At 72.5% G+C, this 24,727-nt stretch carries 24 protein-coding genes and 1 tRNA gene; 7 read left to right on the forward strand and 18 right to left on the reverse strand.

The window, feature by feature from the left end; translation table 11 throughout:
- Positions 1–47: 47 nt before the first annotated feature.
- The 3 genes from LADH09A_RS17550 to LADH09A_RS17560 form a co-directional block, all read right to left on the reverse strand.
- Positions 48–1,067 carry a hypothetical protein gene (locus LADH09A_RS17550; protein ID WP_238646431.1) on the reverse strand — a complete coding sequence of 340 codons (1,020 nt, stop codon included), beginning with the start codon at positions 1,065–1,067 and terminating at the stop codon, positions 48–50.
- 111 nt (positions 1,068–1,178) lie between these two features.
- Complete coding sequence (locus LADH09A_RS17555) at positions 1,179–2,273, reverse strand: Gfo/Idh/MocA family protein (RefSeq protein WP_238646433.1); 1,095 nt, start codon at positions 2,271–2,273, stop codon at positions 1,179–1,181.
- 90 nt (positions 2,274–2,363) lie between these two features.
- On the reverse strand, positions 2,364–2,897 hold the full coding sequence (locus LADH09A_RS17560) for a hypothetical protein (RefSeq protein WP_238646435.1): 534 nt from the start codon (positions 2,895–2,897) through the stop codon (positions 2,364–2,366).
- 109 nt (positions 2,898–3,006) lie between these two features.
- Between LADH09A_RS17560 and LADH09A_RS17565 the strand changes: the two genes are divergently transcribed.
- Complete coding sequence (locus LADH09A_RS17565; RefSeq protein ID WP_238646436.1) at positions 3,007–3,828, forward strand: hypothetical protein; 822 nt, start codon at positions 3,007–3,009, stop codon at positions 3,826–3,828.
- A gap of 182 nt (positions 3,829–4,010) precedes the next feature.
- Here LADH09A_RS17565 and LADH09A_RS17570 read toward each other — a convergent pair whose 3' ends face one another.
- The 8 genes from LADH09A_RS17570 to LADH09A_RS17605 form a co-directional block, all read right to left on the reverse strand.
- Positions 4,011–7,304: an RHS repeat-associated core domain-containing protein gene (locus LADH09A_RS17570; protein ID WP_238646438.1), complete on the reverse strand. Its 3,294-nt coding sequence runs from the start codon at positions 7,302–7,304 to the stop codon at positions 4,011–4,013.
- 277 nt (positions 7,305–7,581) lie between these two features.
- On the reverse strand, positions 7,582–8,181 hold the full coding sequence (locus LADH09A_RS17575) for a DUF4304 domain-containing protein (RefSeq protein ID WP_238646440.1): 600 nt from the start codon (positions 8,179–8,181) through the stop codon (positions 7,582–7,584).
- 122 nt (positions 8,182–8,303) lie between these two features.
- Positions 8,304–8,377, reverse strand: a tRNA-Ala gene (locus tag LADH09A_RS17580).
- A 224-nt stretch (positions 8,378–8,601) separates the two neighbouring features.
- Positions 8,602–9,384, reverse strand: coding sequence for a divisome protein SepX/GlpR (sepX, locus tag LADH09A_RS17585; RefSeq protein ID WP_238646442.1), 783 nt, complete (start codon positions 9,382–9,384; stop codon positions 8,602–8,604).
- Between the two features lie 200 nt (positions 9,385–9,584).
- Positions 9,585–10,235, reverse strand: coding sequence for a GNAT family N-acetyltransferase (locus LADH09A_RS17590; RefSeq protein WP_238646444.1), 651 nt, complete (start codon positions 10,233–10,235; stop codon positions 9,585–9,587).
- A gap of 109 nt (positions 10,236–10,344) precedes the next feature.
- Complete coding sequence (locus tag LADH09A_RS17595) at positions 10,345–11,658, reverse strand: molybdopterin molybdotransferase MoeA (protein ID WP_238646445.1); 1,314 nt, start codon at positions 11,656–11,658, stop codon at positions 10,345–10,347.
- Positions 11,655–12,617: a UTP--glucose-1-phosphate uridylyltransferase gene (locus LADH09A_RS17600; protein WP_238646447.1), complete on the reverse strand. Its 963-nt coding sequence runs from the start codon at positions 12,615–12,617 to the stop codon at positions 11,655–11,657. The genes LADH09A_RS17595 and LADH09A_RS17600 overlap by 4 nt, the downstream gene beginning before the upstream one ends.
- A 9-nt stretch (positions 12,618–12,626) precedes the next feature.
- Positions 12,627–14,939: a diguanylate cyclase gene (locus LADH09A_RS17605; RefSeq protein WP_238646449.1), complete on the reverse strand. Its 2,313-nt coding sequence runs from the start codon at positions 14,937–14,939 to the stop codon at positions 12,627–12,629.
- An 85-nt stretch (positions 14,940–15,024) separates the two neighbouring features.
- Between LADH09A_RS17605 and LADH09A_RS17610 the strand changes: the two genes are divergently transcribed.
- From LADH09A_RS17610 to LADH09A_RS17620, 3 genes are all read left to right on the forward strand, one after another.
- On the forward strand, positions 15,025–15,702 hold the full coding sequence (locus LADH09A_RS17610; RefSeq protein ID WP_238646645.1) for a 5-formyltetrahydrofolate cyclo-ligase: 678 nt from the start codon (positions 15,025–15,027) through the stop codon (positions 15,700–15,702).
- Positions 15,703–15,764: 62 nt separating this feature from the next.
- Positions 15,765–16,190 carry an FmdB family zinc ribbon protein gene (locus LADH09A_RS17615; protein ID WP_238646451.1) on the forward strand — a complete coding sequence of 142 codons (426 nt, stop codon included), beginning with the start codon at positions 15,765–15,767 and terminating at the stop codon, positions 16,188–16,190.
- A 344-nt stretch (positions 16,191–16,534) separates the two neighbouring features.
- Positions 16,535–17,197, forward strand: a complete 663-nt coding sequence (locus LADH09A_RS17620; RefSeq protein ID WP_238646453.1) for a flagellar biosynthesis protein FlgA — start codon at positions 16,535–16,537, stop codon at positions 17,195–17,197.
- 31 nt (positions 17,198–17,228) lie between these two features.
- On the opposite strand, the gene LADH09A_RS17625 is transcribed toward LADH09A_RS17620, so the two are convergent.
- Positions 17,229–17,411 (reverse strand): hypothetical protein, encoded by a 183-nt coding sequence (locus LADH09A_RS17625; RefSeq protein ID WP_238646455.1) that lies wholly within the window; start codon positions 17,409–17,411, stop codon positions 17,229–17,231.
- A 106-nt stretch (positions 17,412–17,517) separates the two neighbouring features.
- Here LADH09A_RS17625 and LADH09A_RS17630 point away from each other — a divergent pair, with 106 nt between their 5' ends.
- Entirely contained in the window at positions 17,518–17,910 is a 393-nt protein-coding gene (locus LADH09A_RS17630; RefSeq protein WP_238646457.1) for a hypothetical protein, read from the forward strand.
- Positions 17,911–17,956: 46 nt separating this feature from the next.
- Here the strand turns inward: LADH09A_RS17630 and LADH09A_RS17635 are convergent, their stop codons facing one another.
- Positions 17,957–18,439 (reverse strand): DUF2231 domain-containing protein, encoded by a 483-nt coding sequence (locus LADH09A_RS17635; protein ID WP_238646647.1) that lies wholly within the window; start codon positions 18,437–18,439, stop codon positions 17,957–17,959.
- A gap of 203 nt (positions 18,440–18,642) precedes the next feature.
- On the opposite strand from LADH09A_RS17635, the gene LADH09A_RS17640 reads away from it, so the two are divergent.
- Both LADH09A_RS17640 and LADH09A_RS17645 read left to right on the forward strand, forming a co-directional pair.
- Complete coding sequence (locus LADH09A_RS17640) at positions 18,643–19,071, forward strand: Fur family transcriptional regulator (protein WP_238646458.1); 429 nt, start codon at positions 18,643–18,645, stop codon at positions 19,069–19,071.
- A 60-nt stretch (positions 19,072–19,131) separates the two neighbouring features.
- Positions 19,132–19,995 carry an oxygenase MpaB family protein gene (locus tag LADH09A_RS17645; protein WP_238646460.1) on the forward strand — a complete coding sequence of 288 codons (864 nt, stop codon included), beginning with the start codon at positions 19,132–19,134 and terminating at the stop codon, positions 19,993–19,995.
- Positions 19,996–20,111: 116 nt separating this feature from the next.
- Here LADH09A_RS17645 and LADH09A_RS17650 read toward each other — a convergent pair whose 3' ends face one another.
- The 5 genes from LADH09A_RS17650 to LADH09A_RS17670 all read right to left on the reverse strand — a co-directional run bounded on the left by LADH09A_RS17650 (position 20,112) and on the right by LADH09A_RS17670 (position 24,714).
- Entirely contained in the window at positions 20,112–20,939 is an 828-nt protein-coding gene (locus LADH09A_RS17650) for a RecB family exonuclease (protein ID WP_238646650.1), read from the reverse strand.
- A 137-nt stretch (positions 20,940–21,076) separates the two neighbouring features.
- On the reverse strand, positions 21,077–21,691 hold the full coding sequence (locus LADH09A_RS17655) for a MarC family protein (protein WP_238646462.1): 615 nt from the start codon (positions 21,689–21,691) through the stop codon (positions 21,077–21,079).
- 40 nt (positions 21,692–21,731) lie between these two features.
- Complete coding sequence (locus LADH09A_RS17660) at positions 21,732–22,604, reverse strand: PHP domain-containing protein (RefSeq protein WP_238646464.1); 873 nt, start codon at positions 22,602–22,604, stop codon at positions 21,732–21,734.
- Positions 22,605–22,660: 56 nt separating this feature from the next.
- Positions 22,661–23,836, reverse strand: a complete 1,176-nt coding sequence (locus LADH09A_RS17665; protein WP_238646466.1) for a hypothetical protein — start codon at positions 23,834–23,836, stop codon at positions 22,661–22,663.
- An 83-nt stretch (positions 23,837–23,919) separates the two neighbouring features.
- On the reverse strand, positions 23,920–24,714 hold the full coding sequence (locus tag LADH09A_RS17670; RefSeq protein ID WP_238646468.1) for a SigE family RNA polymerase sigma factor: 795 nt from the start codon (positions 24,712–24,714) through the stop codon (positions 23,920–23,922).
- Positions 24,715–24,727: the final 13 nt, after the last annotated feature.

Below are 24,727 nucleotides of genomic sequence, written 5' to 3' on the forward strand. Positions count from 1 at the left end.
GGGGCCGGCCCCGACGGGCCGGCCCCACTCTGGTGAGAGTCGGTGGGTCAGCAGCCCGTCCAGCGCACCGGGGTCAACCGGGTGGCCTGCTCGTTGCGGAACCCGACGATGACGCCCGTGTCGGAGATGGACCGGGCACCGATGCTCACCCCGGTGCCGCCGCCCGGCAGGACCCGCGAGGTGTTACCCCTGGCAACGCGGTCGTCGCCCACTACGACACCCTTGGCGTTGACGTCGGTCAGTGCCGGGATCTGCGGGTCGAGCAACGTGTACGAGCCGTCCCGGATGTTCCACCGGACCCTGGTCGAGCCGGTGTCCTCCCGCCACGCCATGCCGATCGCCCAGCGGCCCGCCACCGCGGTGACTGTGGTCGACCCGCCGCCCGGGATCGTGAGCGCGTCGATCCGGCCGTTCGGTCGACGGACCCAGCCGTTCCATTCTCCGAAGGGTCCGGCGGAGCCGACGATGGTCCCGTTGTCGGTGATCCCGCTCGGCTGGGCGTTGGCCGGGGCGTCGAGCACCTCGACCGTGCCGGGACGTGCAGCCGGCCAGCGCAGCCCGACGTACTCCCCGGCCACGATGTCCGAGCCGTAGCCGACGATGTCGCCGGCGTCGTTGATGGCGGAGACGAAGATCCCGGTGGAGGGCACCACCGGCAACTGCTCGAGCTTGCCGCCGCGGTAGATCCACGGCTGCCCGATGCCGGTGTCCGGCGCCGAACCGTTGCCGATCACGACGCCGTCGGAGTTGATGTCGACGGGAGTGGTCATCACCGGCACCTCGACTTCGGTGACCTGCTGCCCGTCCCAGAACAGCAGCAGGTACTGGTTGTCGATCTCACCACGCCGAAGGGCGGTGCCCGCGACGTAGCGACCGGTCGGGTCGACCGCGTTCGCGTCGGCGCGATAGGTGTCGGTCGGGTACGGCAGCGTGCTGATCGTGCAGGTGTTCAGGACCGGCCTGCCGGACGCGGCGGTCGCCGTCCCCGAGACCGCGACGCCGAGAGAGGCGGCCAGCAGACCGGTGGCGGTGGCTCCGAGCATCCTGCGTCGAGTGCTTCGATTCATCCTTGCTCCCCGCGTGACGTCCGGGTGCTCCCGGACATTGGTTGATACCCGGATTCACACACGAGCGGACTTCACGGTTGCGCACTGTCAGCCGAACGACAGAGATCAGCTTCACCGAACAGGGTTCGCCCATTCCTGCCCGGCGGTGACGACGGGCTGGCCGGTGCGTACCGATTCCTCGATGGCGAGGCTGATCAGATGGTCCTGGCAGGCCTCGGCGAGGGGATACGGCGCCGGGCCCTCCTCCCGCGCCCACGCGCCGGTGCGGGCGACGATGTCAGCCACCGCGATGTCGTCGTCGGACATCCCACTGCCGACGAACGGATTGCGATAGACCACGTCGCCGTCGAAGCTGATGTGCTTCAGGTCAAGCCCTTCCAGGTTCAGGTCCAGACCGGTCTGGCGACGGCTGAGGGTCGACTCCACCGGGGTGGTGGGGTCGACCAGCCGGACGACCCGGTCGTCAACCAGCTCGCCGAGCGAACCCCGCACCACCAACCGGCGGGTCCGCAGCGGGTTCCACCACTGGTTGTCGGTGAAGTCGTACAAACCCATCCGGCCGCCGAAGTCGATGGTCGCGAGGGTCGTGGAGAGCTGCTGTGGGGTGTCGTCACCGCTCCAGCCGGCGGGTGACAGCGGGTTGGCCAGCGGCGCGACGAATGCGCGCGCGCTGACCTCGGCGCTCTCGTGCCCGACCCCGAGCAGGCCACGGATCAGCGACACCGCGTGGTAGAGGTGGGTCGAGGAGATCTGGACCGACGTCGGCTCGCCGATCACCCCGGCGCGGACCACCGCCAGGCGGGCCGCGTGCCCCGGCATCAACAGATACTGCTCGGCGACCTGCACCAGACCGCTGCCGCCGACGTCGGCCCAGAGCGAGCGCAGGCCGGCAAGGTCGGGGGCAGGCGGCGTCTCGGCGAGCACCGGTACGCCGGCCGCGACCAGCTCCCGGGTCACGTCGGGAGTCACCGGCCAGGGCACCGACACGATGACGAAGTCCGGTCGCTCGTGGGCCAGCATCTCGGCCGTCGTGCGGAAGGTCGGAACGCCCCACTCGGCCGCCACCTCGGCACCACGCGATGCGGTACGCGTCACCACCCCGGTCACCCGCAACCGCTCGGGCAGCAGTCGAGCCAGTCGGAGGAAGAACTCACCCCGCCAGCCGCTGCCGACGATGCCGAACCGGGTCTGGGTCACCGATGCCATCTGGGCTCCTCCCATCGAGATCCGGATGCTAACCGCCGCGGCAGGCCGATGGCTGGGCCGGGCGTAGGCCGGCCAGCACCTCCGAGCGCGCTAGCTGTTCCAGCGCACGAAGAAGACTGTCTGGTGTTCCACGTCGAGGAACGCGACCCTCGTCTGGTTCCCCGCCGTGTACGAGGCGCTGTACCGCCACACCGGCTGCGTCGGCAGATACGGCGCGAGTGCCGGCCAGACGTCCGTGGGTGCGGCGGAGTCCGGCAACTCGTCGGGGTCGAGCGTCGCGTAGGGCACGAAGTCGTACTGCTCCGCCAGCGCCTGCGCGTCCTCCGGACGCAGTCTCACCACGCCCTGGTACGCCCAGTCCGTCGGACCCGGCAACAACGAGCAGGGATTGCCCAACGGGCGCCCCTGCCAGTGGATCTCCGGGTAGGCACCGAGGCCCGGCAGCTCGTCCGGCGGGTCCCACCGATCCGTGCGCACCGTCGACTGCGCGGCGTCCACCGCCACCTGGCAGGTCCGCCGATCGGCCGCGTCGCCGCGGAGCAGCAGGAATCCGGCACCGACGCTCAGGACGGCCAACGCCGGGATGGTCCAGACCGCCACGAGCAACAGCTTGCGCAGGTTCACCGGCCCGACAGTAGACGTGGCCGCCCACCTGCCGCTTGAGGGCACCCGGGAGCACCGGGTGCTCACGTACGATCCGTTTCCGCGTGTTCCGGCAGGGGGTACGGAAGCTGTGCAGATCGACGGACGGCCCGCCAAGAGCAGTGGCAGCGAGGATCACGCCGGCCGTCGCCGGAGGATCGGTGGCGCAGCGGTGGGCGTCGCCGTCGCCCTCGCGCTCGTTGGCGGCGTCCTCCTCAGCCGCCGTGCGCCCGACCAGGCCACGACCCAACGCACGGCCGCCAGGACGGTGCCGGCCGCACTGCCACCCGCAGTGTCGGCCATCAGCTGGAATGCCGCGCTGGTTGCCCGCGACGACACCACCATCACCGTGTACGCCAGCATCGGCGACGTGCCCTGCAAGGAGCTCGTGGGACCACAGGCCACGGTCACCGAGCAGACGGACACCCAGGTCGTCGTCGTGGTGCGCGGTCAGATCGTCGACGCCACCGACTGCTCGACCAGTGGTACCCGGGCACCCCTCGTCGTGTCGCTGCAGAAGCCCCTCGGCAATCGGCTCCTCCGCGACGCCGCCGGCGCGCTGCCACCACCGGCCCTTTCCGAGCGTGAACTCCCGGACCTGGCCTCCGGCAGGAAGTGGAGCCCACACTCGACGCACTGCGACGACGGCTGGTGTCAGGGCTACAACGGCCCGAACGGCTCCACGCTGCTGGCGAGTGCGGGCCGCACGGTCGGAAGGGAATCTCCGGCAGCCGTCGGCACCGTCGCCATCGGCTCACACGAGGGCGTCATCACCGGCAGGGCGGACAGGTTCTGGCAGGTGCGGTGGAACGTCGGGGACGTGACGTACTCGCTGATGTTGACGCCCACCGAGGGCGCGACTTTCAGCCTGAAGCAGTTCCGGGCAGAACTCGCCAGCCTGAAGTGGAAGTAACCGCGCGGCCCGCCCACCCCGTCGATCATGGAGTTGTGGTGCCAGCTTGATGCCATGGTGGCCGCTTTGTCACCCACCACCACCCCTCCTTGATCGACGAGGCGAGGGGGCGGTGGGCGCGCCGCGCATCGGCCCGCCCACCGCCTACCATCAGACGGGGTAGCCCCAGTCCGGTGAGGTGCTCATGAGGAGCAGGCGGCGACTGCCGCCGCACCGGACGAGACCGCAGTTACGCCCGCTGCGGCGATGGTCAGGGAGCTCCCGAGGGTCGGCGCTGCGGCGGCAACTGCTGCGGCCGTGCCCAGCGCTGCACCCACAGTCAACCCCAGGGCTGCCAAGCAGGCGAGGCTGGGCGCGAGACCGGTCGGGTCGACGTAGTTCACCGGGTTGCCGGCGGCGTACGCGTACCGGTTACCGATGGCCGGGTTCGCCAGGAAGCTCAGGCTGTCCTGTTGGGTGAAGCGGCCGGTGTTCGGGTCGTACCAGCGCCGACCGAACTTGGTCAGGTCGTCGTGACGGGTGCCGCTGGCGAAACCGAGCGCGTTGTCGATGATCTCGTTGCTGCTGCCAACCGTCTTCACCACCTTGCCGTACGGGTCGTAGGTGTAGGAGCCGGACAGTGAGCCGTCGTACTTGATCAGGGCGACCACCGAGCCCAGTCCGTCGAACACGTAGAAGTAGTGGTGGAAGGTGCTACCGGTCTTGCCCCGGAAACCGACCGGCGTGCCGAGCTGGTCGCGCTCGACGAAGTGCCGGCCGTAGGTGCCCGGCACGGTGTAGCTCTGCACCACGCTCTGGCCGTTCTGGTCGTTGCGACCGAAGAAGTACTCGTACTCGAACCGGGGCGTGCCCTTCCAGCCCAGCTCGATCTGGTCGGCCCCGTTGTACGCCCAACCGAGCTCGGCGCCGCCTGCGGTGAAGCCCCGCATCAGCTGCCCGGCGGAGTTGTACTCGAAGTCGCGCAGCGCCGAGCCGCCGAGCTGGTTGCCGGCCCCGTCGTGGGAGTAACCCGAGCTGGTGATCTGGTTGCCGGCGTTGTACGTCAGCGTCTGCCTGGTGACCCCGTTCACCTTCTCCGAGGTGCGGTTGCCGTTGCTGTCGTACGCGTAGTCGTAGGTCTTGCCGTCGATGTCGGTGGCCTTGGTGAGCCGGTTGCCCTTGTCGTAGGTGTAGAGGCTGACCGCACCGCCGCGGTGGTGGTCGGTCTGCCACTGCCGCAGGCCGGTGTCGTCGGCCTTGGCAGTGGAGCAGGCCGAGGTGCCGACCCGCTTGGCATAGCAGTAGGAGACGTCGAAGACGGTGCTGGCCGTGCCGCCCTGCCAGCGCTTGCTGGTGGTCCGGCTGATCCGACCGGACTGGTCGAGGGTGTTGACGGTCTCGGCCACCGTCACCGAGGAGACGGCCAACTTCGTTGAGGTGCGACGCCCCTCGTCGTCGTAGGTGAAGGTGTAGGTGCCGTTGGCGGCCACCAGCTTGGTGAGCAGGTTGCGGGCGTTGTAGGTGTGGTACGAGCTGCCGCGCTCGTCCTGCTGCTCGATGAGGTTGCCGACCGGGTCGTAGACGTACCACAGTCCGCCGACGCTGCCGGTCCGCCGGCCGGTGAGCCGGTTCAGCCGGTCGTAGAAGAAGTTCTGGTACGCGTTGCCGTCGATGCGGGCGTAGACGTTGCCGCCGCCGTCGTACTCGTAGGCGACGTCGGGGATGTCCGGGTACTTGATCCGGGTGACCCGGTCGTCCAGGTCGTACTCGTACTCCTGGGTCCGTCCGGTGCCGTCCGTCGCCGTACGCACCCGTCCGAACTCGTCGTAGCTGAACTGCCGTGCCCCGAGCGTCGTCCCCGTCGGTGGGTTGATCGAGGTCAGCTGCTGGTTGGCGTCGTACTGGTAGGTGGTCCTGTTCGTGCCGTTGCCGGGGTCGGTCGACGAGGCGATCGTGCCGTCGGTGTTGTACTCGACCTTGGCCTCGGCGGCCAGGGCGTCCGTCGTGGACAACTGGTTGCCCGCCCCGTTGTACGTGTACGAGGTGCTGTTGCCCTGGCTGTCCGAGCCGGACGACGGCTGGAAGTTCGCCGTCGGGTTGGTGGGCGTCGCCACGTTCGCGTAGGCGAGGGAGGCCTTCGCCCCGGTCGGCGTGACGACCTGGGTCGGCGACTGCCCACCGTTCGCCTCGTACGAGGTCGTGGTGATCGCACCCGTGCCGCTCTGCGTCGACGCCAGGTCCAGGTTCGGGGTGTAGGAGAAGTTGCGGACCTTGCCGTCGGGGTCGACCAAACCCGTCACCCGCTTGTCGGCGTTGACGGTGTACGTGCTGCGCGGCACCGAGGTGACCGGCTGCGACTGGTTGGTGTTGGCGTCGGCGACGAGCGTCTGGGTGGCCGACGGGTACGCCCACCGGGTGGTGGCGCCCACCGTCGGGTTCTCCGGCTGGAAGGCCCGGGTCAACGAGGTCACCCGGTGTGCCGAGTCATAGGTGATCGAGGTGGCGTTCCCGAGATTGGAACCCTGGATGCCGCCCGAGATCCTGGTGACCCGCCGCGACGAGTCGTACTCGAAACGGGTGTCTCTCCCGGTGGCGGAGCGGATCTGCGTCAGGTTGCCGTTGCTGGCGTAGCTGTACTTCACGCTGCGGTTCTGCCCGCCGGCGACGGTCTGCTCGATCGCCGAGAGGTAGCCGTTCGAGCCGTAGATCACCTTCGCGGTGCGGACGCCCGTGGCGCCTCGGTTGGAGGTCACCGTGGTCAACCGGCCGCTACCGTCGTAGCTGTAGTCGGTGACGCCTTCGTTGCGGTCCTGGCTGCGGTCCAGCTGCCCGGCGGAGGTGAAGAAGAGCTTCCGGCCGCTGTCATGCTCGACCAGCTTCCACCCGGAGCCGTCGGTGGTGAGCGTCGCCTTGAACTCCTTGGCGGCGGTGTAGCCGGACCCGCTCGGGGTGAACCGCCCGATGACGCCGTCGGCCGCGACGTACGTGACCGAGTTGTCGTCCGCCTTGATCAGCCTGACGTCCACACCGGCCCGCGTACGCCAGCTGTAGCCGAGCGAGCCGGTCGGCACCTCGCTGCCGGTGAGAAGGCTGTTGTAGGCCGCACCCAGCACGAGGCTGTCCGCGATGCCCGGCAGGGTCAGGTCGGTGCTGCGGATGAGCAGGTTTCCCGAGCCGGTGTTGACCTGGGCGGTCAACCGGTCGGTCAGTTGGAACGTGCTGAACGTTCCGTTGCGGACCGGCCCGGTGCCGAGCGGCACGGAGATCGGTCCGGCGAGCTGGCTGACCGGAGCGTTCGACGGCCCCAGCACCCGCTTCTCCGGCGAACCGGGCGACGCGGGCTGGGCCGGTGGTGCCTGGGCGGGCTTCGCAGCCGCCTGCGGCGGTGCGGCGTGCGCCGGTACGACCAGCGCACCGGACGTCGACGCCAGCAGGACAGCGAGCGCGACTCCGGTGGCACGTCGTCGGCCACCCGCCCTTGGTAGGAACCTGAGCATTCATCTCCCCCTTGGCGATCCTCGAGACATGGGAAGCTCCGCGGACGCGCTGGGACGCAGCGTGTCGGCGGCAGCTGCGGCGGTCGCTCGTGGCCAGGAACGTGGGGACGTCCCGGCTGTCCTGTGAGGACGGTGGCGCCTGCCGCGAGATCGAGTAGAGCATCGATGATCGCCGCTGCGGACCGAACGGCTGTTCGGGACCGTTCGGGCCAGTTCGAGACAGGCCGATGGCCGGTTCCGCACCCCTGGCCAGCGGGTCGGGAGGCAGGGCAGCCAGCTACTCGAGCGCTGCGGGCCGCCTCGACAGCATGAACGCCAGGTAGGGATGGTCAAGCCGACGGAAGTGGTCGATGCCGTTCAGCGGATCCGGCGGGCGGGCGCCGAAGAGCGCAGGCAGCTCATCCACCCGCCCATCGGCGAGAAGCACGTCAAGGTGTGTGTAGTGCGCGAGCCATGCATCGAAGGTCGGCACTACCTGCTCCGACAGTTCCCGACTGACGACAGCGCCGCATGCCTCGGCTTCCTCGACCGACCGGATCGCCCACCGGTCGAAATTGTCGGAGTGCCCGGGAGCAGCGTCGAGCCGGGTCCACCACTGAGCGATCGACGCCGTGGGCCGGTCGCGGCAGTTCCCGCCCGGATACAGGTGTTCCTTCCAGGCGAGCCAAGAGACGGTGGCGACACCGAGGTTGACGTAGAAGAGCGAGGTGTCGCCACCGCCGCCCGTGGACCCTTGGAACTCGACGACCGCGGCATGGCCGGCATCGGAGATCCGGCGGAAGGTCCCGTGTGACCGTTTGAAACCGTGCCCTCGCAGCACCGGCCCGACCTGCTTGGCGATCATGTTCAGGTATGCCTGCCGTACCGGACGCTCCATGCACAAGATCGTATTGGCGGGTACGACAACGAAGCCGAGCCGAGCGGGACTGCCGCGCCCCAATGCCGCGCAAGATCGAAAAAGGCCGTCTCCGACGAGCGGAAACGGCCTTTGACCTGGGGTGGAGCTGAGGGGATTTGAACCCCTGACCCCCTCGATGCGAACGAGGTGCGCTACCAGTCTGCGCCACAGCCCCCCGCCGGCGAACCGGCTTCGGTCCCACCCGGCTTACACCGGGCGGGCCGGCAGCAAGGCTAACAGGTCGCTGGGCCCCACCGCGAATCCGCCCCCGGCGCGGCGCTCCAGCCCTCGGCTTGATCCACTCGACTTCCTGAAAATCGGTGCATTCGGGACGCCACGACACCCCGACTTCCAGAAACCCGAGTCGACCAAGCCGGGCGCCAGGCAGCGCCGGCGCGGTCAGGCGCCTCGGCCGGCCTCGTAGGGGCGTCCGCGCAGGCCACCTGAGCGCCGGTACGAGACCGACCCGCCGTTGACCGCCGCCGGCAGGTCTCCCGGGCGGTCCAGGCCCATCGCGGCTCGGCGTACCCCCTCGCGCTGGGCGGCCAGTCGGCGCTGAGCCTCCCGGCGGGCCGCTGCCCGGCGGGCCTGCTCCCGGCGCACCTCGGCCTGCCGGGCAGCCAGCCAGGCCGCCTCGCGGGCCCGGGCGCGGCGGCGGCGACGCCCGGCGAGGGCGCGACCGCGCAGGTGGACCACGTACATGGCCAGGAGCAGGAAGGTGACCGAGAAGCCGATCCAGAAGCCGGGGCTGACGAAGAGCACGCCGATCAGCTCGACGACGTTGAGGAGCAGCAGGGCGGCGAGCACCCGGCGGCGGCGGTACACGGCGGGGGTGTGCTGTCGGCGCGGCGGCGGGCGGCGGCGGGACCGCTTGGGTGCGGGTGGCACGGCGCGCAGCCGACCGGAGCGGCGGGCGGCCGGGGGCGCAGAGACGGGCGCGGACAATACTCCTGTAGTCGCGTTCTCACTGAGGGTGACGATCAGTGAGCGCGGAGGGTGGACGGGTCGCCGTCCGGGCACAGTGCGGCGCCGCCGACGGCGTTGGAGCACCCGCGCCGTCGACTGCGCCCGCTCCGCCACCAGCCGCTCGGTGGCGTCGTACCGGCGGACCAGCGCCGGGGCCAGGGCGAGCAGGCCGGCGGCGGCGAGGACGGCGAGGAGCACCGAGGTCGGCACCCTCACCCCTCCCGTCACCGAATTCGTCGCAACCGCCACCCGACCGCAGGATCTTCCACCGATCGCGCCTGGGTGCGTGGATCGTCCGGCCGGGGAGCGCTTGCCGCAGCTTGCAGTTACTTGAGGTTACGGCGCGCCGACCGGGATGCCACCGCGCCGCGCCGATCCCGTCTGTGGGACGGCGCTGAGGAAGTGCGGAAATCCTCCTACCGGGCGTCGGCGCGTACCCGGTGCCAGCGGGCCAACAGGCCGCCCTCGGCGGCGATCTCCTCGCTGGTCATCGCGTATCCGATGTGGTCACGCCACGCACCGTCGATGTGCATGTAGCGCACGTGGTACGACTCCTCGCGGAAGCCCAGTTTCTCCACCACCCGCCGGGACGGCCGGTTCTCCGGACGGATGTTGACCTCCACCCGGTGCAGCCCCCCGGGGCCGAACGCGTGGTCCACGGCGAGCGCGAGCGCCGTCGGGATCACACCTCGACCGGCGACCCGGGCGTCCACCCAGTAGCCGACATAGCCGGAGCAGAGGGCCCGTCGCACGATGCTGCCCACGTTGATGTGCCCGACCAACCGGTCCCGGTCGGCCTCGCGCAGACAGACCGCGAACGGCATCCCCTCACCCTCGCGGGCGGAACGCCGCTGGTCACGGTGCACCCAACGGAACGCGGCCGGCGAGTTGAGGTCGTCCCACGCGCCGGGCAGCGATGACTCCCAGGGTGCCAGCCAGGCCCGGTTGGCCCGCCGTATCTCCGACCACGCCACCGCGTCCGAGCGCCGGTAGGGCCGCAGGAACACCGCGCCGTCGGCCAACTCCACCGGCCAGCCCGGTGCCCGCGGGGGGCCGAAGAGACTCACCCGCACAGTCTCCCGCGCGGGACCGTGTCGCGCGCAAGTGGACCCACCGCGTGGACCCGATGATCACGCGGCGCCCGAGTGGCCAGCCGGCGGATCGACCGGGTCACCGTCACCGGCGACGGTCCAACAGCAGGACGTCCACGGTGGAACCAGCGGCAGCCGTGGTGACCCGCTCGCCGAGCACCAGCAGGCCGTTCGCCTCGGCCAGCCCGGAGAGCGTGAACGGCCCGCCGCTGAGAGGCTGGACCGTGTATCCACCGCCGCGTCGCTCGGCGACGTGAGCCGGCCGGAACTCGCGCAGCCCGGTCGGCGACGACACGGTCTCCAGCAGGTGCGCCCGCACGCTGGGGCGGAACACCGGCTCGGCACCGGCGAGCAACTGGATGGCGGGGCGGGCCAGCACCTCGAAACCGATCAGCGCGGCGCCCGGGTCGCCGGGCAGGCAGACCACCGGCACCTCCTCGGCGCCGACGGTGCCGAACCCGAGCGCGGTGCCGGGATAGAGCGCCACGTCGGTGAACGTGACCGGCCCGACCCGGCCGCCCTCGCGGCGGGACAGGATCCGGCGCACCATGTCACCGGGGCCGGTGCCGGTGCCCCCCGTGGTGATGATCAGGTCGGCGCGCAGGGTCTGGTCCTCCAGCAGCCCGCGCAGCCCCTCCGGGTCGTCGTCGCAGATCCCCACCCGGTACGCCAGTGCCCCCACCTCGGCCGCGGCGGCGGTCAACGCGTGCGAGTTCGCGTCCACCACCTGCCCCGGCTGACTGCCTCGGCCCACGTCGACCAACTCGTCGCCGGTGGCCACGATGACCACCCGTGGGCTGGGCCGGACCACCACGTGCCCGATACCGGTGGCCGCGAAGACCGCGACCAGGGCCGGCGAGACGTACGTGCCGGCGCGGGCCAGCAGGGTGCCGACGGGTAGTTCCTCACCGGCTCGGCGTACCCCGTACCCCCGTTTGGGGGTGCGGAAGATCTCCACCGCGGCCATGCCCTGGTCGGTCCACTCCACCGGGACCACCACGTCCGCGGCGACCGGCAGCGGCGCCCCGGCGGCCACCGAGAAGCACGAACCCGGGGTCAGCCGGACCGGCCGCCAGCTCGCGGCACCCAGGTCGCCCACCACGTTGAGCCGGATGGTCCGGCCGCCGGGCGTGCCGGAGGGGGCCGGGACGTAACTCGGGCCCCGACCCCCTCCGGAAATGTCCTCCCAGCGGGCCGCGTAGCCGTCCACGGCCGCCTGGTCGAAGGCCGGGAAGGCGTGCGGCGCGACGACGTCCTCGGCGAGGACGTTGCCGTGCGCCTGGGTGAGGTCGAGGTCGAGTGGCGGCAGCGCGCGTAACCTGCGCAGCACGCTGCCCAGGTAGTCGGCGAGCGGCGTCAACTCGTTCGCGGCCGCCTCGGCGTCGGCCGTCGCGGTCATGTACCAGATCCGCCTGCCGCGTCGGCCTTGACGAAGTCGGCCAGCCAGGAGCGGAACTCGCCGCCCAGGTCCTCGCGCTCGGAGGCGATCTGCACCACCGTCTGGAGGTAGCCCAGCGGCATCCCGGTGTCGTAGCGGGTGCCCCGGTAGACGATCGCGTGCACCGGCGTGCCCTCGGTGCGCAGCAGCTCCATCGCGTCGGTCAGCTGGATCTCGCCGCCGCTGCCGGGCTTGGTCCGCCGGATCGCGTCGAAGATCTTGCCGGGGAGTACGTAGCGGCCGAGCACCGCGAGGTTGCTGGGCGCGTCCTCCGGCTGCGGCTTCTCCACCATCCCGGTCACCTTGACGACCTCACCGATGTCGGTCAGCTCCGACTCGGCGGGTTCGACGGAGGCGATGCCGTACCGCTTGGTCTCGGCCGGGTCGACCTCGAAGAACGCGAGCACCACACCGCCGGTGCGGGCCTGTAGCTCCAGCATCGCCGGCAGCAGCGGCTCCGACGGCTTGACGAACTCGTCGCCCAGCAGCACCGCGAAGGGCTGGTCACCGACGTGCGACTCGGCGTACCCGATGGCGTGGCCGAGCCCGAGCTGCTCGGGCTGCCGGACGGTGTAGATCTCGGCCAGCTCGCTGGGCCGACGCACGGCGGCCAGCCGCTCGGCGTCACCCTTCTCCTCCAGCCTGGTCTCCAGGTCTGGGCGGCGATCGAAGTGGTCCACCATCGACGTCTTACCCCGACCGGTGATCAGCAACACGTCACCGATGCCGGCCTGGGTGGCCTCCTCGACGATGTACTGCAGGACCGGCCGATCCACCACCGGCAGCAGCTCCTTGGGCACCGCCTTGGTGGCGGGCAGGAACCGGGTGGCCAGTCCGGCGGCCGGGATGACGGCCTTGACCGCCAGGGGACGGCCAGTTGCGGCGGCCGCCGATGAGGGGTTCGCTGAGTGCTCCGACATGCCGCGAGACTATCGGCCACGGCTCTGTCGCGGCGGGTGTGGCCCAGAAGACGCGCCGCCACCCGGCCCCGGCCGCGCGGCGTCCGGGCCGGCCCGCGCCCCGCCGGTCGCGCTGTCCGGGCCGTCGCCGGCGGGTTCCGGCCGGGCGTGCGCCGGCGATGACTCCGGTACGCCCACAGCCGGCTCCGACCGGGCGGGCCCGTCCGGCTCCCGGGTGACCTGCGCGGGCTGACCGGCGCGCGGCAGCCCGTCGGGTGGGCTGACCGCGCAGGCGAGCACCGGCATCTCCCGCGTCGGCACGTCCGGGCGTACCTCGGCGACCCGGTACGTGTCGCGGCCGGCTGCCTTGGCCGCGTAGAGCGCGTCGTCGGCGGCCTCCAGCACCTCCCGCCCGGTGCCGCCGTTGTCCGGGTAGACGGCGATGCCCACCGACACGGTCACCAGGACCGGCCCGGCGTACGCCTCGACGGCGATCGGCGTCTCGCGTACCGCAGCGCCCAGTCGCTCGGCCACGATCGCCGCGCCCCGCGCGTCGGTCTCCGGCAGCAGCAACACGAACTCCTCGCCGCCCTGCCGGAAGGCCAGGTCGACCTCGCGGATCTCGCCGCGCACCCGCCGGGCGAACTCGGCCAGCACGGTGTCCCCCGCGGCGTGCCCGTACGTGTCGTTGACGTCCTTGAAGCGGTCGAGGTCCAGTGCGAGGACGCTGAGCATCCGCCCGAACCGGCTGGCCCGTTCCACCTCCCGCCGGATCGACTCGCGCAGGTAGCGGTAGTTCCACAGCCCGGTCAGCGGGTCGGTGAGTGAGAGCCGCTGCGCCTCCTCGTGCACCCGCACGTTGTCCACCGCCACGGCCGCGTGACCGGCGAAGGTCCGCAGGGTGACCAGGTCGTCGTCGTCGAACTCGTCGGCGCCCAACCGGTCGTACAGGGCCAGCACGCCGAGTGCCGCCGCGGCGCCGGCCTCGTCGGCGGACCCGCCGAGGGTGGCCGCGGTGCCTCCGCCGGGGTCGGCGAACGGGACCGCGACGTACGTGCGGCAGCGCGGCTCACCCGACGGAACCTCGGTCGGCTCCACCCTGCCCCGCTGCGGTTCCCCGGTGGCGGCGACGGCGCCGACCACACCGACCCCCACCGGCACCCGAAGCGTCGACGGCCCGTCCGTGTCGCCCTCCGGCCACCGCCCGTCCAACCCCTCGGTGCACTGTGCGACGAGCACTCCGCCCGCCTCCACCAGCAGCACCGCGCCGGCGCGCGCGCCGGTCGCGCCGATGGCGCTGTGCAGGATCACCCGCAGGATGCGTTGCAGGTCGTGCGTGCTGGCCAGGGTGTCGCCGAGCACGGCGAGGTGCCCGCGGAGCTGGTCGCGGTTGCTGGTCAACGCCGCGACGTAGGAGCCGGTCTCCCGGGTCATCCGGTTGAACGCGGCGGCCAGCCGGCCCAGCTCGTCGCGGCTGCGCACCGGCACGCGGGCGGTCAGGTCGCCCTGCGCCACCCGGTCCACCGCACCGGCCAGCTCCACCAGCGGCCGGGTGGTCACCCGGGCCAGCCGCCAGGCGGTCAGCACGGCGAGCAACGCGCCCAGCACGACCACCCCCACCAGCGTGGCGTGCAGCCCGGGCGGCCGTTCACTGGCCACGGAGAGCACCAGGGGCAGCGGCTGCGCGTCGGACGGGCCGATCCTCCGCACGTACCGGCCCTCGGTGGTCTCGGTGACCCGCTCGCCGTCGACGGAGCTGGCGGCGGCCAGCACCGCGTCGCGTACCTCCCGGGACTCGGTGGTGTGGGTGACCCGCGCGGCGCTCGCCCCGCTGTCGAGCAGGGTGACCGCCACCCCGGTCACCGCCGCCAGCCGGGCCACGAAGGCCGGGTCGACCAGTTGCGCGGCGGTCACCGTGCCCCGCAGCGTGCCGGCGCGGTCGCGCAGGTCGACGTGGGCGGCCAGCGCCCGGACCGGGCTGGCCGAACCGGTGGTCGAGTCGGAGCAGTCCCGCCACGGGGTCGGCGGCGCGCCGGGCGAGACGTAGCTGACCTCGCCGGTCAGGTCGGTGATCCGCACCGCGGCGGCCAGGCCCCGACCGACCAGCTGGGCAGCGCCGACGGCCGGCTCGGCGGTGAGGGCCACCGCATCGGCCGTGGCCCGCAGCTGCTGGCAGAGCGCGTCGACCGAGGTACGCACGGTGGACGCCGCCACCGCCAGGCGCTCGGTGGAGCGGCTGCGGTCGACGGCCGCGACCGTGGACGCGACGAATAGCGCGCCGAGCAGGACCGGCCCGAGCACCACCACGAGGAAGGCTGCTGTCAACCGCCCGCGTAGCGTCACTCGGTCCCCCCGGAAGTTCCGCCTCCGTTGCTTGCGATGCTGACACAGAGCAACCGTGGGAGAGGCGTTGCGTCAGGAGTGTTGCGTGCCGGAATTTTCTTATGAAGCGGAAGCGACCCGTAACGCGAAGCGGGAAGCGCGTGCCGACCTGCTCGCCCGCCGCCGCTCGCTGCCCGCCGCCACCCGGGCCGCCGCCGCCGGGCGCGTGCAGGCCGAGCTGGTCGCGCTGGTACGCAGACTGCGCCCGCACCGGATGACGGCGTACGTGCCGGTCGGCTCCGAACCGGGCGGCGCGGACCTGCCGGACGTACTGCGGGCGGCGTTGCCCACCGACGCCCAGTTGCTGTTGCCCGTGCTCCTCGACGACCTCGATCTGGACTGGGCGGCCTACACCGGGCCGGAGGATCTGGTCGCCGCCGGCCGGGGTATGCGGGAGCCGACCGCCGCCCGCCTCGGGGTGGCCGCCGTGGCGGACGCGGAGCTGGTGGTCGTACCGGCCCTCGCGGTGGACCGCCACGGCCGGCGGCTCGGACGCGGCGGCGGCTCGTACGACCGCGCCCTCGCGCGGGTGCCCGGGTCGACGCTGACCGTGGTGCCTCTGCACGACGGCGAGCTGGTCGAGGCGTTGCCGGCGGAGGCGCACGACCGGCTTGTCCGCGCGGTCGTCACCCCCGCCGACGGAGTGCGTACGCTTGACGGCGGCCCGGGTGCGGCGCATGGTGTCGCGCCCCACACGTCCGCTGGACGAACCCGGGCCGAATGACGCACCATTGGCACTCGAATACGTCGAGTGCCAACTGGCTGAGCCCAGATCCGGAGGAGAACGTGCCCACGTACCAGTACGCCTGCACCACGTGCGGTGAGCAGCTCGAGGCGGTGCAGTCCTTCTCTGACGAGCCGCTGACCGAGTGCCCGGCGTGTCAGGGGCGGCTGCGCAAGGTCTTCAACTCCGTCGGCATCGTCTTCAAGGGCTCGGGCTTCTACCGCACCGACTCGCGGGCGTCCGGCTCCGAGACGACGGCCGGCGGCACGGCCACCAAGCCCGGCAAGTCCGAGTCGTCCTCCGGTGAGGGCTCGGGGTCGTCGTCGTCCGGTTCCTCCTCGTCGTCCGGGTCGGGGTCTGGTTCGGGGTCGTCCTCGGGTTCCGGGTCGTCTTCGGGTTCGGGTTCGTCCTCTGGCGGGTCCTCCGGTGGCTCGTCGTCGGGTGGGTCGAGCGGCGGCAAGTCCCCGGCGGCCAGCTCCGCGTCCTGACCCCGTCGGCCTGAGTTCGGCGGCTTGACCCCGGCGGCCTGAGTCCGGCGGCCTGAGCCGGCGGCCTGAGCTGGCGGCCTGGCCCGTGATCCACTCGGGTTTACGGGAACCGGCCTATCCGGGCTGCCCTGACACCCCGACTTCCTTGAAGTCGAGTCGATCAAGGCCGCTGCCATAGCAAATCGGGCCGGCCGGTGGGCGTTGTCCACAGGCCGGCCGGTTATCCACAGGCCGGCCGGTTATCCACAGGCGCCGGCCGAGGGCCGACCAACTGCGGTTGGAACGGCCTAACCTGCCGCCGAGGGTGTCGCTACGACGTCCTCGGACGGGAGGCGGCAGCAACGATGGGCGATCCAGACTCCGCGCGGGCGTTGCGTCCGCTGCGCCGGCTCACCCTGCCCGGCGGGCGCACCCTGCTCCGGGCCGGTCTGGTCGCCGCGCTGCTCGGCCTGGCCGCTGCCGTCCTGCACACGCCGACCAGTTGCCCGCCGACCGCCGAGCCATCCCGTGCGCCGACGGGAGCCGACCGCGCGGCCGGGCGGTCCGACGAGGGCGAGTCGATCGACCCCGGTGGGGCCGGGCCCACCGACGAGAGCGATCGGGCCGGGCCAGCGCCGACCCGCGCCACCGCCGGAGACAGCTCGACCACCGGAAGCGGCACCGCCGGAAACGGCAGCACTGGCCGGGACGGCACGACCACCGGGGGCGGGAGGACCAGCGCGCTGCCGCTGCCCAGTGGGGCTGTCGGGGTGCCGGTCCGGTTGGCCGAGCCGGCCGCGCTGGCGGTGGCCCACCCGGGCACCCGGGTCGACCTGCTGGCCGCGACACCGGCCGGGGCGGGCACCGAGGCAACGTTGCTGGCGCCGGCGGCGCTGGTGCTTGACGTACTGGGCGCCGACGCGACCGACGGGTCCGCGGCGCTCTACCTCGCGCTCCGCCCCGACCAGGCGAAACGCGCCGTCGGGCTCCCCGAGGGCACCCGGTTCGCCATCGTCGTACGCGGATGAGCGCTCACCGCACCACCGCTGAGCTGTCGGGTCAGTCCCAGTGCGGGGGGCGTTCGGCGAGCAGCCAGTCGTCGTTGCCGCCCGATCGCTCACCCCAGCCACGGTCGGTGTCGTCGGAGGTCTGCTCAGGCAGCACCACGAAGTCTTCGCTCAGGTCGACGGCGCGGTCGTCGTCGCCGCGTACGCCCTGCTTGCCGGGGTCCTCGGTGCTCACGAGCGGCAAGACTAGCGCAACCGGGTGCCTCCACCACGTCGTTGCCGGTCGGCTCGAAGGCCGAGAAACGACCCACCCGCCTCCCACGTTGGTAGCGTCGGACGGCGTGACGACCCCCAGCGGTGGCAGCACCCCGGACGACTACTGGCGCCGGCCCGACCCCGGTGCCGATGCGGTGCCGAACCATCCCCCCGCCGCACCCGCGAGCGGGCACGCCGGCCCACCTCAGAGCGGGCACGCCAGCCCCCCGCCGAGCGGGCACGCCGGCCCCCCGCCGAGCGGGTACGCCGGCCCCCCGCCGAGCGTGCCGCCGCCGAGTGGTTGGCGTCCGCCCGTACACCTGCAGCCGGCACCGCCACGGCGGCTGCCGCCGCAGGACATGGCCGACCTGGACGCGGCCGAGCAGCGCTCGCAGCGGGTCACCTACGGTTTCGGCGCGGCGGCCGGTGTGGTGCTGGTGGTGCTGGTCTGCCTGCTCTGCTCGCGGGTCATCTTCTAGGGCGGCGGGGCACCGAGCGGGGCAGCGAGGCGGGGCACAGAGCGGGTCAGAGGGTGGTGCCCCAGACGGCCGAGGCACCGCTGTGGCCGGTCAGGTAGACGTAGACCAGGGCGGCGATGGACAGCGCCACGACCGCCACCGCCAGCACCGGGGTGACCAGCGCCGGCAGCTGCGGCACCCGGGGGTGCCCGCTGGTGACGACCAGCAGCAGGATGGCCGCGATTCCCAGCGGTACGACGATGCGGAACAGGATGTCGCCGTAGCGGGAGTGCTCGAAGATCTGGTCGAGGATCTGCCCCTGGAAGCCCCGGGCGACCAGCGCGTCGGTGAACACCTCACCCGACTTGACGGCCACGAACGCGGTCACCGGTGCGGCCACGGCGAGGAGACCCAGAGCCCAGTCCAGCCGGTGTCGCCACCGTGGCAGACCCACGTACGCGATGGCCAGCACCGCCAGCAGCGGCACGAACACGACGACCGCGTGGACCACCAGCACGTGTGCCGGTAGACCCAGGATCTCCTCGAACATCGAACCCTCCAGGTGGATCACGGTCAGGGGGTGGTCAGCGTACGGTTCGCCGATCGTCCCGAGGCTCTCGACCGGAGACACGTGCGTCACGACGATCGGGTTCACCGTGCCGGGCCCCGGCCCCGATCCTCGCGGGCTGTGTCGGTGGCCACCCGGGCCGGGCGACGGTTGTCGATGCTGGTCGCCCGTGCTGTCATTGGCGAATGTCCGGTGCCGAGGAGCTGCTGCGATCGAAGGGCCTGCGTGTCACGCGGCCACGCCTCGCGGTGCTCGACGTGCTCGACGGCGGTGGCCACCTGGAGGTCGACGAGATCACCCGGCGGGTCCGTGAACGCCTTGACTCGGTCTCCACCCAGGCGGTCTACGACGTGCTGGGAGCGTTGTCCCGGGCCGGGCTGTCCCGCCGGATCGAGCCGGCCGGCAGTCCCGCACGGTACGAGGCACGCGTCGGCGACAACCACCACCACGTGGTCTGCCGGGGCTGCGGCGAGATCGCCGACATCGACTGCGCGGTGGGCAGCGCGCCGTGTCTGGAGCCGAACGTGTCGCACGACTTCGAGGTGGACGAGGCGGAGGTGACCTTCTGGGGTCTCTGCCCGGGCTGCCGGGCTCGTCGCTCCGCCGACGTCTGAGCCAGCGGCACCGACGGGACGTGCCCGGCGAGGTCGGGTCGACCGTGGCACTCTTGGATGGTGGACTCCGATGACCTCGGCCTCTTCGGTCCGGGTTCGGTCACGTGGAAGGTGCACGAGGAGCCGATCCTGATCGTCGCGGGCCTGCGCTCGCTCTACCTCCAGGCGTTGCATCCCCGGGCGATGGCCGGGGTCGCGCAGAACAGCAACTACCGCACCGACGCATGGGGCCGCCTCGTCCGCACCGCCACGTACGTCGCGACCACCGTCTACGGGACCACCGCCGAGGCGGAGGCTGCCGGCTCCCGGCTGCGCCGGCTGCACGACCGGCTGCGGGCCACCGACTCCCTCACCGGCGAGGAGTTCCGGATCGACGAGCCGGACCTGCTGCGCTGGGTGCACGTCACCGAGGTCGAGTCGTTCCTCAGCACGGCCCGGCGGGCGGGGCTGCCGCTCACCGACGACGAGGTGGACGCCTACTACACCGAGCAGCGCCGGTCCGCCGAGCTGGTCGGCCTGGACCCGGCCACCGTTCCGGGCACCGCGGCGGAGGTCGCGGAGTACTACCGCGCCGTGCGGCCGGAGCTGCGGATGACGCGGGAGGCCGCCGAGACGGCGATCTTCCTGACCGCGCCGCCCCTGCCGTGGAAGCTCAGCCTGCCGGCCCGGTTGGGGCTCACCCTCGGCCCGCCGCGCTGGGCGTACCTGGGGATCGCCGGCACGGCGTTCGGGCTGCTGCCGGGCTGGGCGCATCGGATGTACGGCGGGCTCGGCCTACCCACCACCGCCCTGTCGGCGGATCTGACCGTGCGGGCCCTGCGGCTCGCGTTCGCTGCCGTGCCCCGTCGCTATCTGGAGGGGCCGTTGATCCAGGCCGCCAAGGAGCGGGCCGCCCGTCACGCTGCCGCCACGCCGGCCGGCTGACCCGGCGTCGGTCGGCGGACCCGGCGTCGGTCGGCGGACCCGGCGTCGGTCGGCGGACCCGGCGTCGGTCGGCGGACCCGGCGTCGGTCGGCGGACCCGGCGTTGGTCGGCGGAGGTCAGCTGTCGGTGTGCCGGTCCACGGCCGCCCACGGTTCCTTGCCCGGCACCTGCGCGCCCGTCGGGCAGTGTCGCCGGAAGTCACACCAGCCGCAGCGCGGGCCGGGTGCGACCGGGAACGCCTCGTCCGCGTCGGCGCCGTCCGCGACCGCCCGTTCGGCGGTCATGATGTCGTGGGCCGTCTCCTCCGCGCGGGTCAACTGCCGGGCCAGCGACTCGACGGTGTGGTCGTGGCCGGCGACCGTGCCGGTCGGCAGGTGGTGCAGCTCCACCCGACGGCACGGACGGCGGAACACCCGCTCGGCCGCGTACGCGTAGAGCGCCAGTGCCTGCGAACCCCGCGCGTCGTCGGAGTCCAGCCCGCTGCGACCGGTCTTGTAGTCGACGATGACCAGCTCCGGGCCCTCTGGCCCGGGCCGGGAGTCGATGCGGTCGGCGCGGCCGTTGAACGCCAGCACGGCGGTCTTGACCGCGACCACCCGCTCCACGCCGAGTGGATCGGAGTCGGCCTCCAACGTCTCGACGTACGCCTCCAACCAGCCCAACGCCCGCCGGTAGGCGGCCCGCTCCTGCTCGTCGTCGCGGTAGCCCTCGCGGACCCAGGTGCCCTTGAGCAGGGTGGCCAACGCCTCGGGGCGACGCCGGTCGGCGGGCAGCGCATACCAGTTCTTCAGGGCGGTGTGCACGCTGGCGCCGAGCGAGTTGTGGGCCCACGGCGCGCCCTTCGGCGGTGTGGGCCGGTCGACGTAGGAGTAGCGGTAACGGCGCGGGCAGTCCGCGAACGCGCCGAGTTTGCTCGGGGTGCAAACGAAGAGGCGCTCCGGCATGCCCTCGAAGCCGAGCTGCTCGGCACCACCGGCGCGTTGTCGGGAAGCCCGGCCACCGGCCGCCGGCCGTCCCGCTGAGGAGGATCGTCGCACGCCTGCGATCCTGCCATCCACCCCCGACACCGCGCGTGTGCCGGTCAGGTCATGTTGACGTACTGCGTGACGAAGGCGAACACCGCGTCGGCGATGAGCTGCACGGCGATCGCGGCCAGCAGCAGGCCGGCGATCCTGGTCAGCACCTCGATCCCGCCCGGACGCAGGATCTTCACGATGCCGCCGGAGAAGCGCAGGACGATCCAGACCGCGAGCATCACGGCGAGGATCGCCACGGCGATGGCGGTGAAGTCGGCCAGCCCGTCGGCCTGTTGGACGAAGAGCATGGTGGCCACGATGGCACCCGGGCCGGCCAGCAGCGGGGTGCCCAACGGCACCAGGGCGATGTTCGAGGTGGCGTCCGAGCTGGGGCCGTCGGTCTTGCCGGTCAGCAACTCCAGGGCGACGAGTACGAGCAGCAGCCCGCCGGCCGCCTGCAACGCCGGCAGGTCAACGTGCAGGTAGTCCAGCAGCGTCTGCCCCGCCACCGCGAAGACCACGATCACGCCCAACGCCAGCGTGACGGCCTGCCAGGCGGCCCGGTTGCGGTCGCGGGCGGGCAGCGGGCCGGTCAACGCCAGGAAGATCGGCATCATGCCCGGCGGGTCGGTGATCACCAGCAGGGTCACGAAAACCTCGCCGAACAGCTTCAGATCCACGTGATCAACCTAGCCGCGCCGAGATTCCCCGAAATGGGGATCAGCCGGAAGCGACCTCGGTCACGCCTTCGGCGACGATCCGCTCGTACGCCTCGACGCTGGTGCTGAACTCGCCGAGCTGGACGGTCTTGTGCGTGCCGTGGAAATCGGAGGAGCCGGTGACGAAGAGGCCCAGGTCGGCGGCGAGCGCCCGCACGTGCGCACGCTCGGCAGGGCTGTGGTCCTCGTGGTCGGCTTCCAGCCCGGCCAACCCGGCGGCGGCCAGCTCGGCGATCAACTCGTCGGGCACCACCCGGCCGCGCCGGGTTGCCCGGGGATGGGCGAAGACCGGCACGCCGCCGGCCGACCGCACCAGCCGGATCGCCCGGAACACGTCGATGTCGTCCTTGGGCAGCCGGTACCGCTCGCCCAGCCAGTCCGGGCCGAACGCCTCCCGGGTGCTGCCGACCAGGCCGACCCGGATCAGCGCCTGGGCGATGTGCGGCCGGCCCACCGTGCCGCCGGCCGCGCCGGCCAGGATGTCCGGCCAGCTCACGTCGATGCCGTCGGCGCGCAACAGCGCGACGATCCGTTCGCCGCGATCCTCCCGGGCGGCCCGCACCCGGGCCAGCTCGGTCACCAGTTCCGGGTGGTCCGGGTCGAACAGGTACGCCAGCAGGTGCAGCGGCACCGCCGGCTCGGTGCCGGACCAGCGGCAGGACAACTCCGCGCCGCGGACCAGGCATAGTCCCGGCGGCAGCGCGCCGAGTGCCGGCGCCCAGCCGGCGGTGGTGTCGTGGTCGGTGATCGCCAGCACGTCCAGCCCGGCCTGGGCGGCCGCGCGGACCAGCTCCGCCGGGGTGAGCGTGCCGTCGCTGGCCGTCGAGTGGGTGTGCAGGTCGATCCGCGGGGCGGCGCCGGTACGCGAGGTCACCGCCCGACGCTACCCAGAGATATCCGAGCCCGCCTCGCGAAGGTCATCCCGTCGGGTCAGAAGCTGTTCACCAGGACCGGCCGCTCCCCGGCGGGCAGGCCGGTCACCGGCTCGGGGATGGCGGGCTCTCCGGCCCGTACCCGGGCGGGGTCGACCCGGACCAGCGCGCCGGCCTGGTCGAGGTAGGAGGCGTGTGAGTCGTTGTTCCAGACGATCGTGCCGGTCATCGGCGGCCCGGCCGGAACGGCGGTCGCGCCCGGCCCGAGTTGCCGCAGGTCGATCAGCAGGGCCCGGTTGGCCTTGCCCATCCGTCCGTTCACCAGCAGCCATCGCCCGTCGGCGGAGGTTCCGCCGACGCCGTCCCGGCTGAGGTCCGGCCCGCAGCCGGAGGCCACCGGGGTCAGGTGGCGCGTCGGGTCGAGCACGGCCAGGCAGGTTCTGCCCGGGTTGGTCGCGGCGATCTGGCCGACGAGCCGGCCGTCGGGCAGCGCCCCAAAGACGTTGAGGGTCTGCCGGTCGACGGTCTCGGGCAGCGGCCCGGCGCCGGGCCGCCAGAGGGTGTGGCCGGCGCTGGCGGGGTCGAGCCGGACCAGCACGCTGTCGCCGACGAACCGGACGGGCTCCGCGTCGGCGGGTACCGGCGTGCGTACCGCGCCGATGAGCTGGGTGCCGACCACGCCCGCCACCAGCAGGTCGCCGCCGTCCCGCCAGGCGACCTGGCGGCTGTCCGGTGCCAGGACGATGGGGCCTGCCCCGGCCAACAGGACCTGCACCAGGCCGTCGTTCTGCACCACCCAGAGGGAACGGCCGGCGGTGGTCGTCGTGCCGACCACCAACCAACCGGTGCCGCCGGGCAGGGGCTGGGCGTGTTCGGCCGGCCCGACGTCGGGCAGCACCAGCCGCTTACCGTCGGCGCTGACCAGCGTTTCGCTCACCACCAGGGTCGCGGACGTCCCCGGCGAGGGACCGGGGCCCGGGGCACTGACTGTCGGGACCGGCCGGTTGGACGGGTCCGGATCACCGATCACCACGATGGGCGCGCCGTCCCGCCTGGTCTCGGCACCGAGCTGGGCCATTCCGGCGCTGAGCAGCACGGTGACAGCCGCCGCGAGGGCAAGGCCGGTTGCGGTGCGTCGGCGGCGGATCCGGTTCGCGCGGCGGATCGCCTGGCCCGCCGGGTCGGCAGCCAGGGGGCGGGCAAGGGCGACCTGGTGCGAGAGGGTCTCCCGCACCGCACCTTCCAGCTCGTCAGGCCGCACCTGGTTAGAACGCCGCGGGCCGTCCGTCAGGTTGTCGGACCGGCCCGGGATTCCGCTCACTGCTGCTCCCCGGAGCCCGTGCCGACGGGCACGGCCGCCGGGGCGGTGGGCAGCACGGTTGCCGGAGCGGTGGGCAGCACGACCGGCGGGCCGATCGGACGCGGAGCGGCCGGGCGGGGAACGGCTCGACCGTCCGTCTGCCGAGGTCGGCGTGTCGCGGCGGCGGCGGTGGTCGGGTGCTGACCGGCCGGGGCACCCTGGCCCGCACGTCGGGAGGCGCCGGCAGCGGCCGGACGACCCTCGGCAGTCGGTGGCGCTGGCCGGCCGGCGATGCCGGCAGCGGCGGCCAGCTCCGCTGCGTCGGCTCCCATCCGTCGGCGCAGCGTGGCCAGGGCCCGCGACGCCTGGCTCTTCACGGTGCCCGGTGAGATGTCCAGCATCGCGGCGGTCTGCGCCTCCGACATGTCCTCGTAGTAGCGCAGCACAAGCACCGCCCGCTGCCGGTTCGGCAACGCCCGGAGGTGCCGCCAGAGCAGGTCGCGGTCGAGCTGCTGCTCGATCTCGTCGACACCGGCGCGTTCGGGCAGCACCTCGGTCGGGCGTTCACCGTGCCAGCGCCGCCGCCACCAGCTCGTCGACGTGTTGACCATCACGCGCCGGGCGTACGGCTCGACGGCCTCGATCCCACCGAGCCGCTTCCACGCGAGGTAGGTCTTGGTCAGCGCCGTCTGGAGCAGGTCCTCGGCCGTGGCCCAGTCTCCGGTGAGGAGATAGGCGGTGCGAAGGAGCGCGGCGGAGCGGGCCGCGACGAACTCGCGGAACTGCTCCTCCAACGAGTCCCTGCTCGCCACCGCCCACCTCCAC

Origin of the sequence: Micromonospora cabrerizensis, assembly GCF_022230955.1 — a bacterium.
GTDB lineage: Bacteria > Actinomycetota > Actinomycetes > Mycobacteriales > Micromonosporaceae > Micromonospora > Micromonospora cabrerizensis.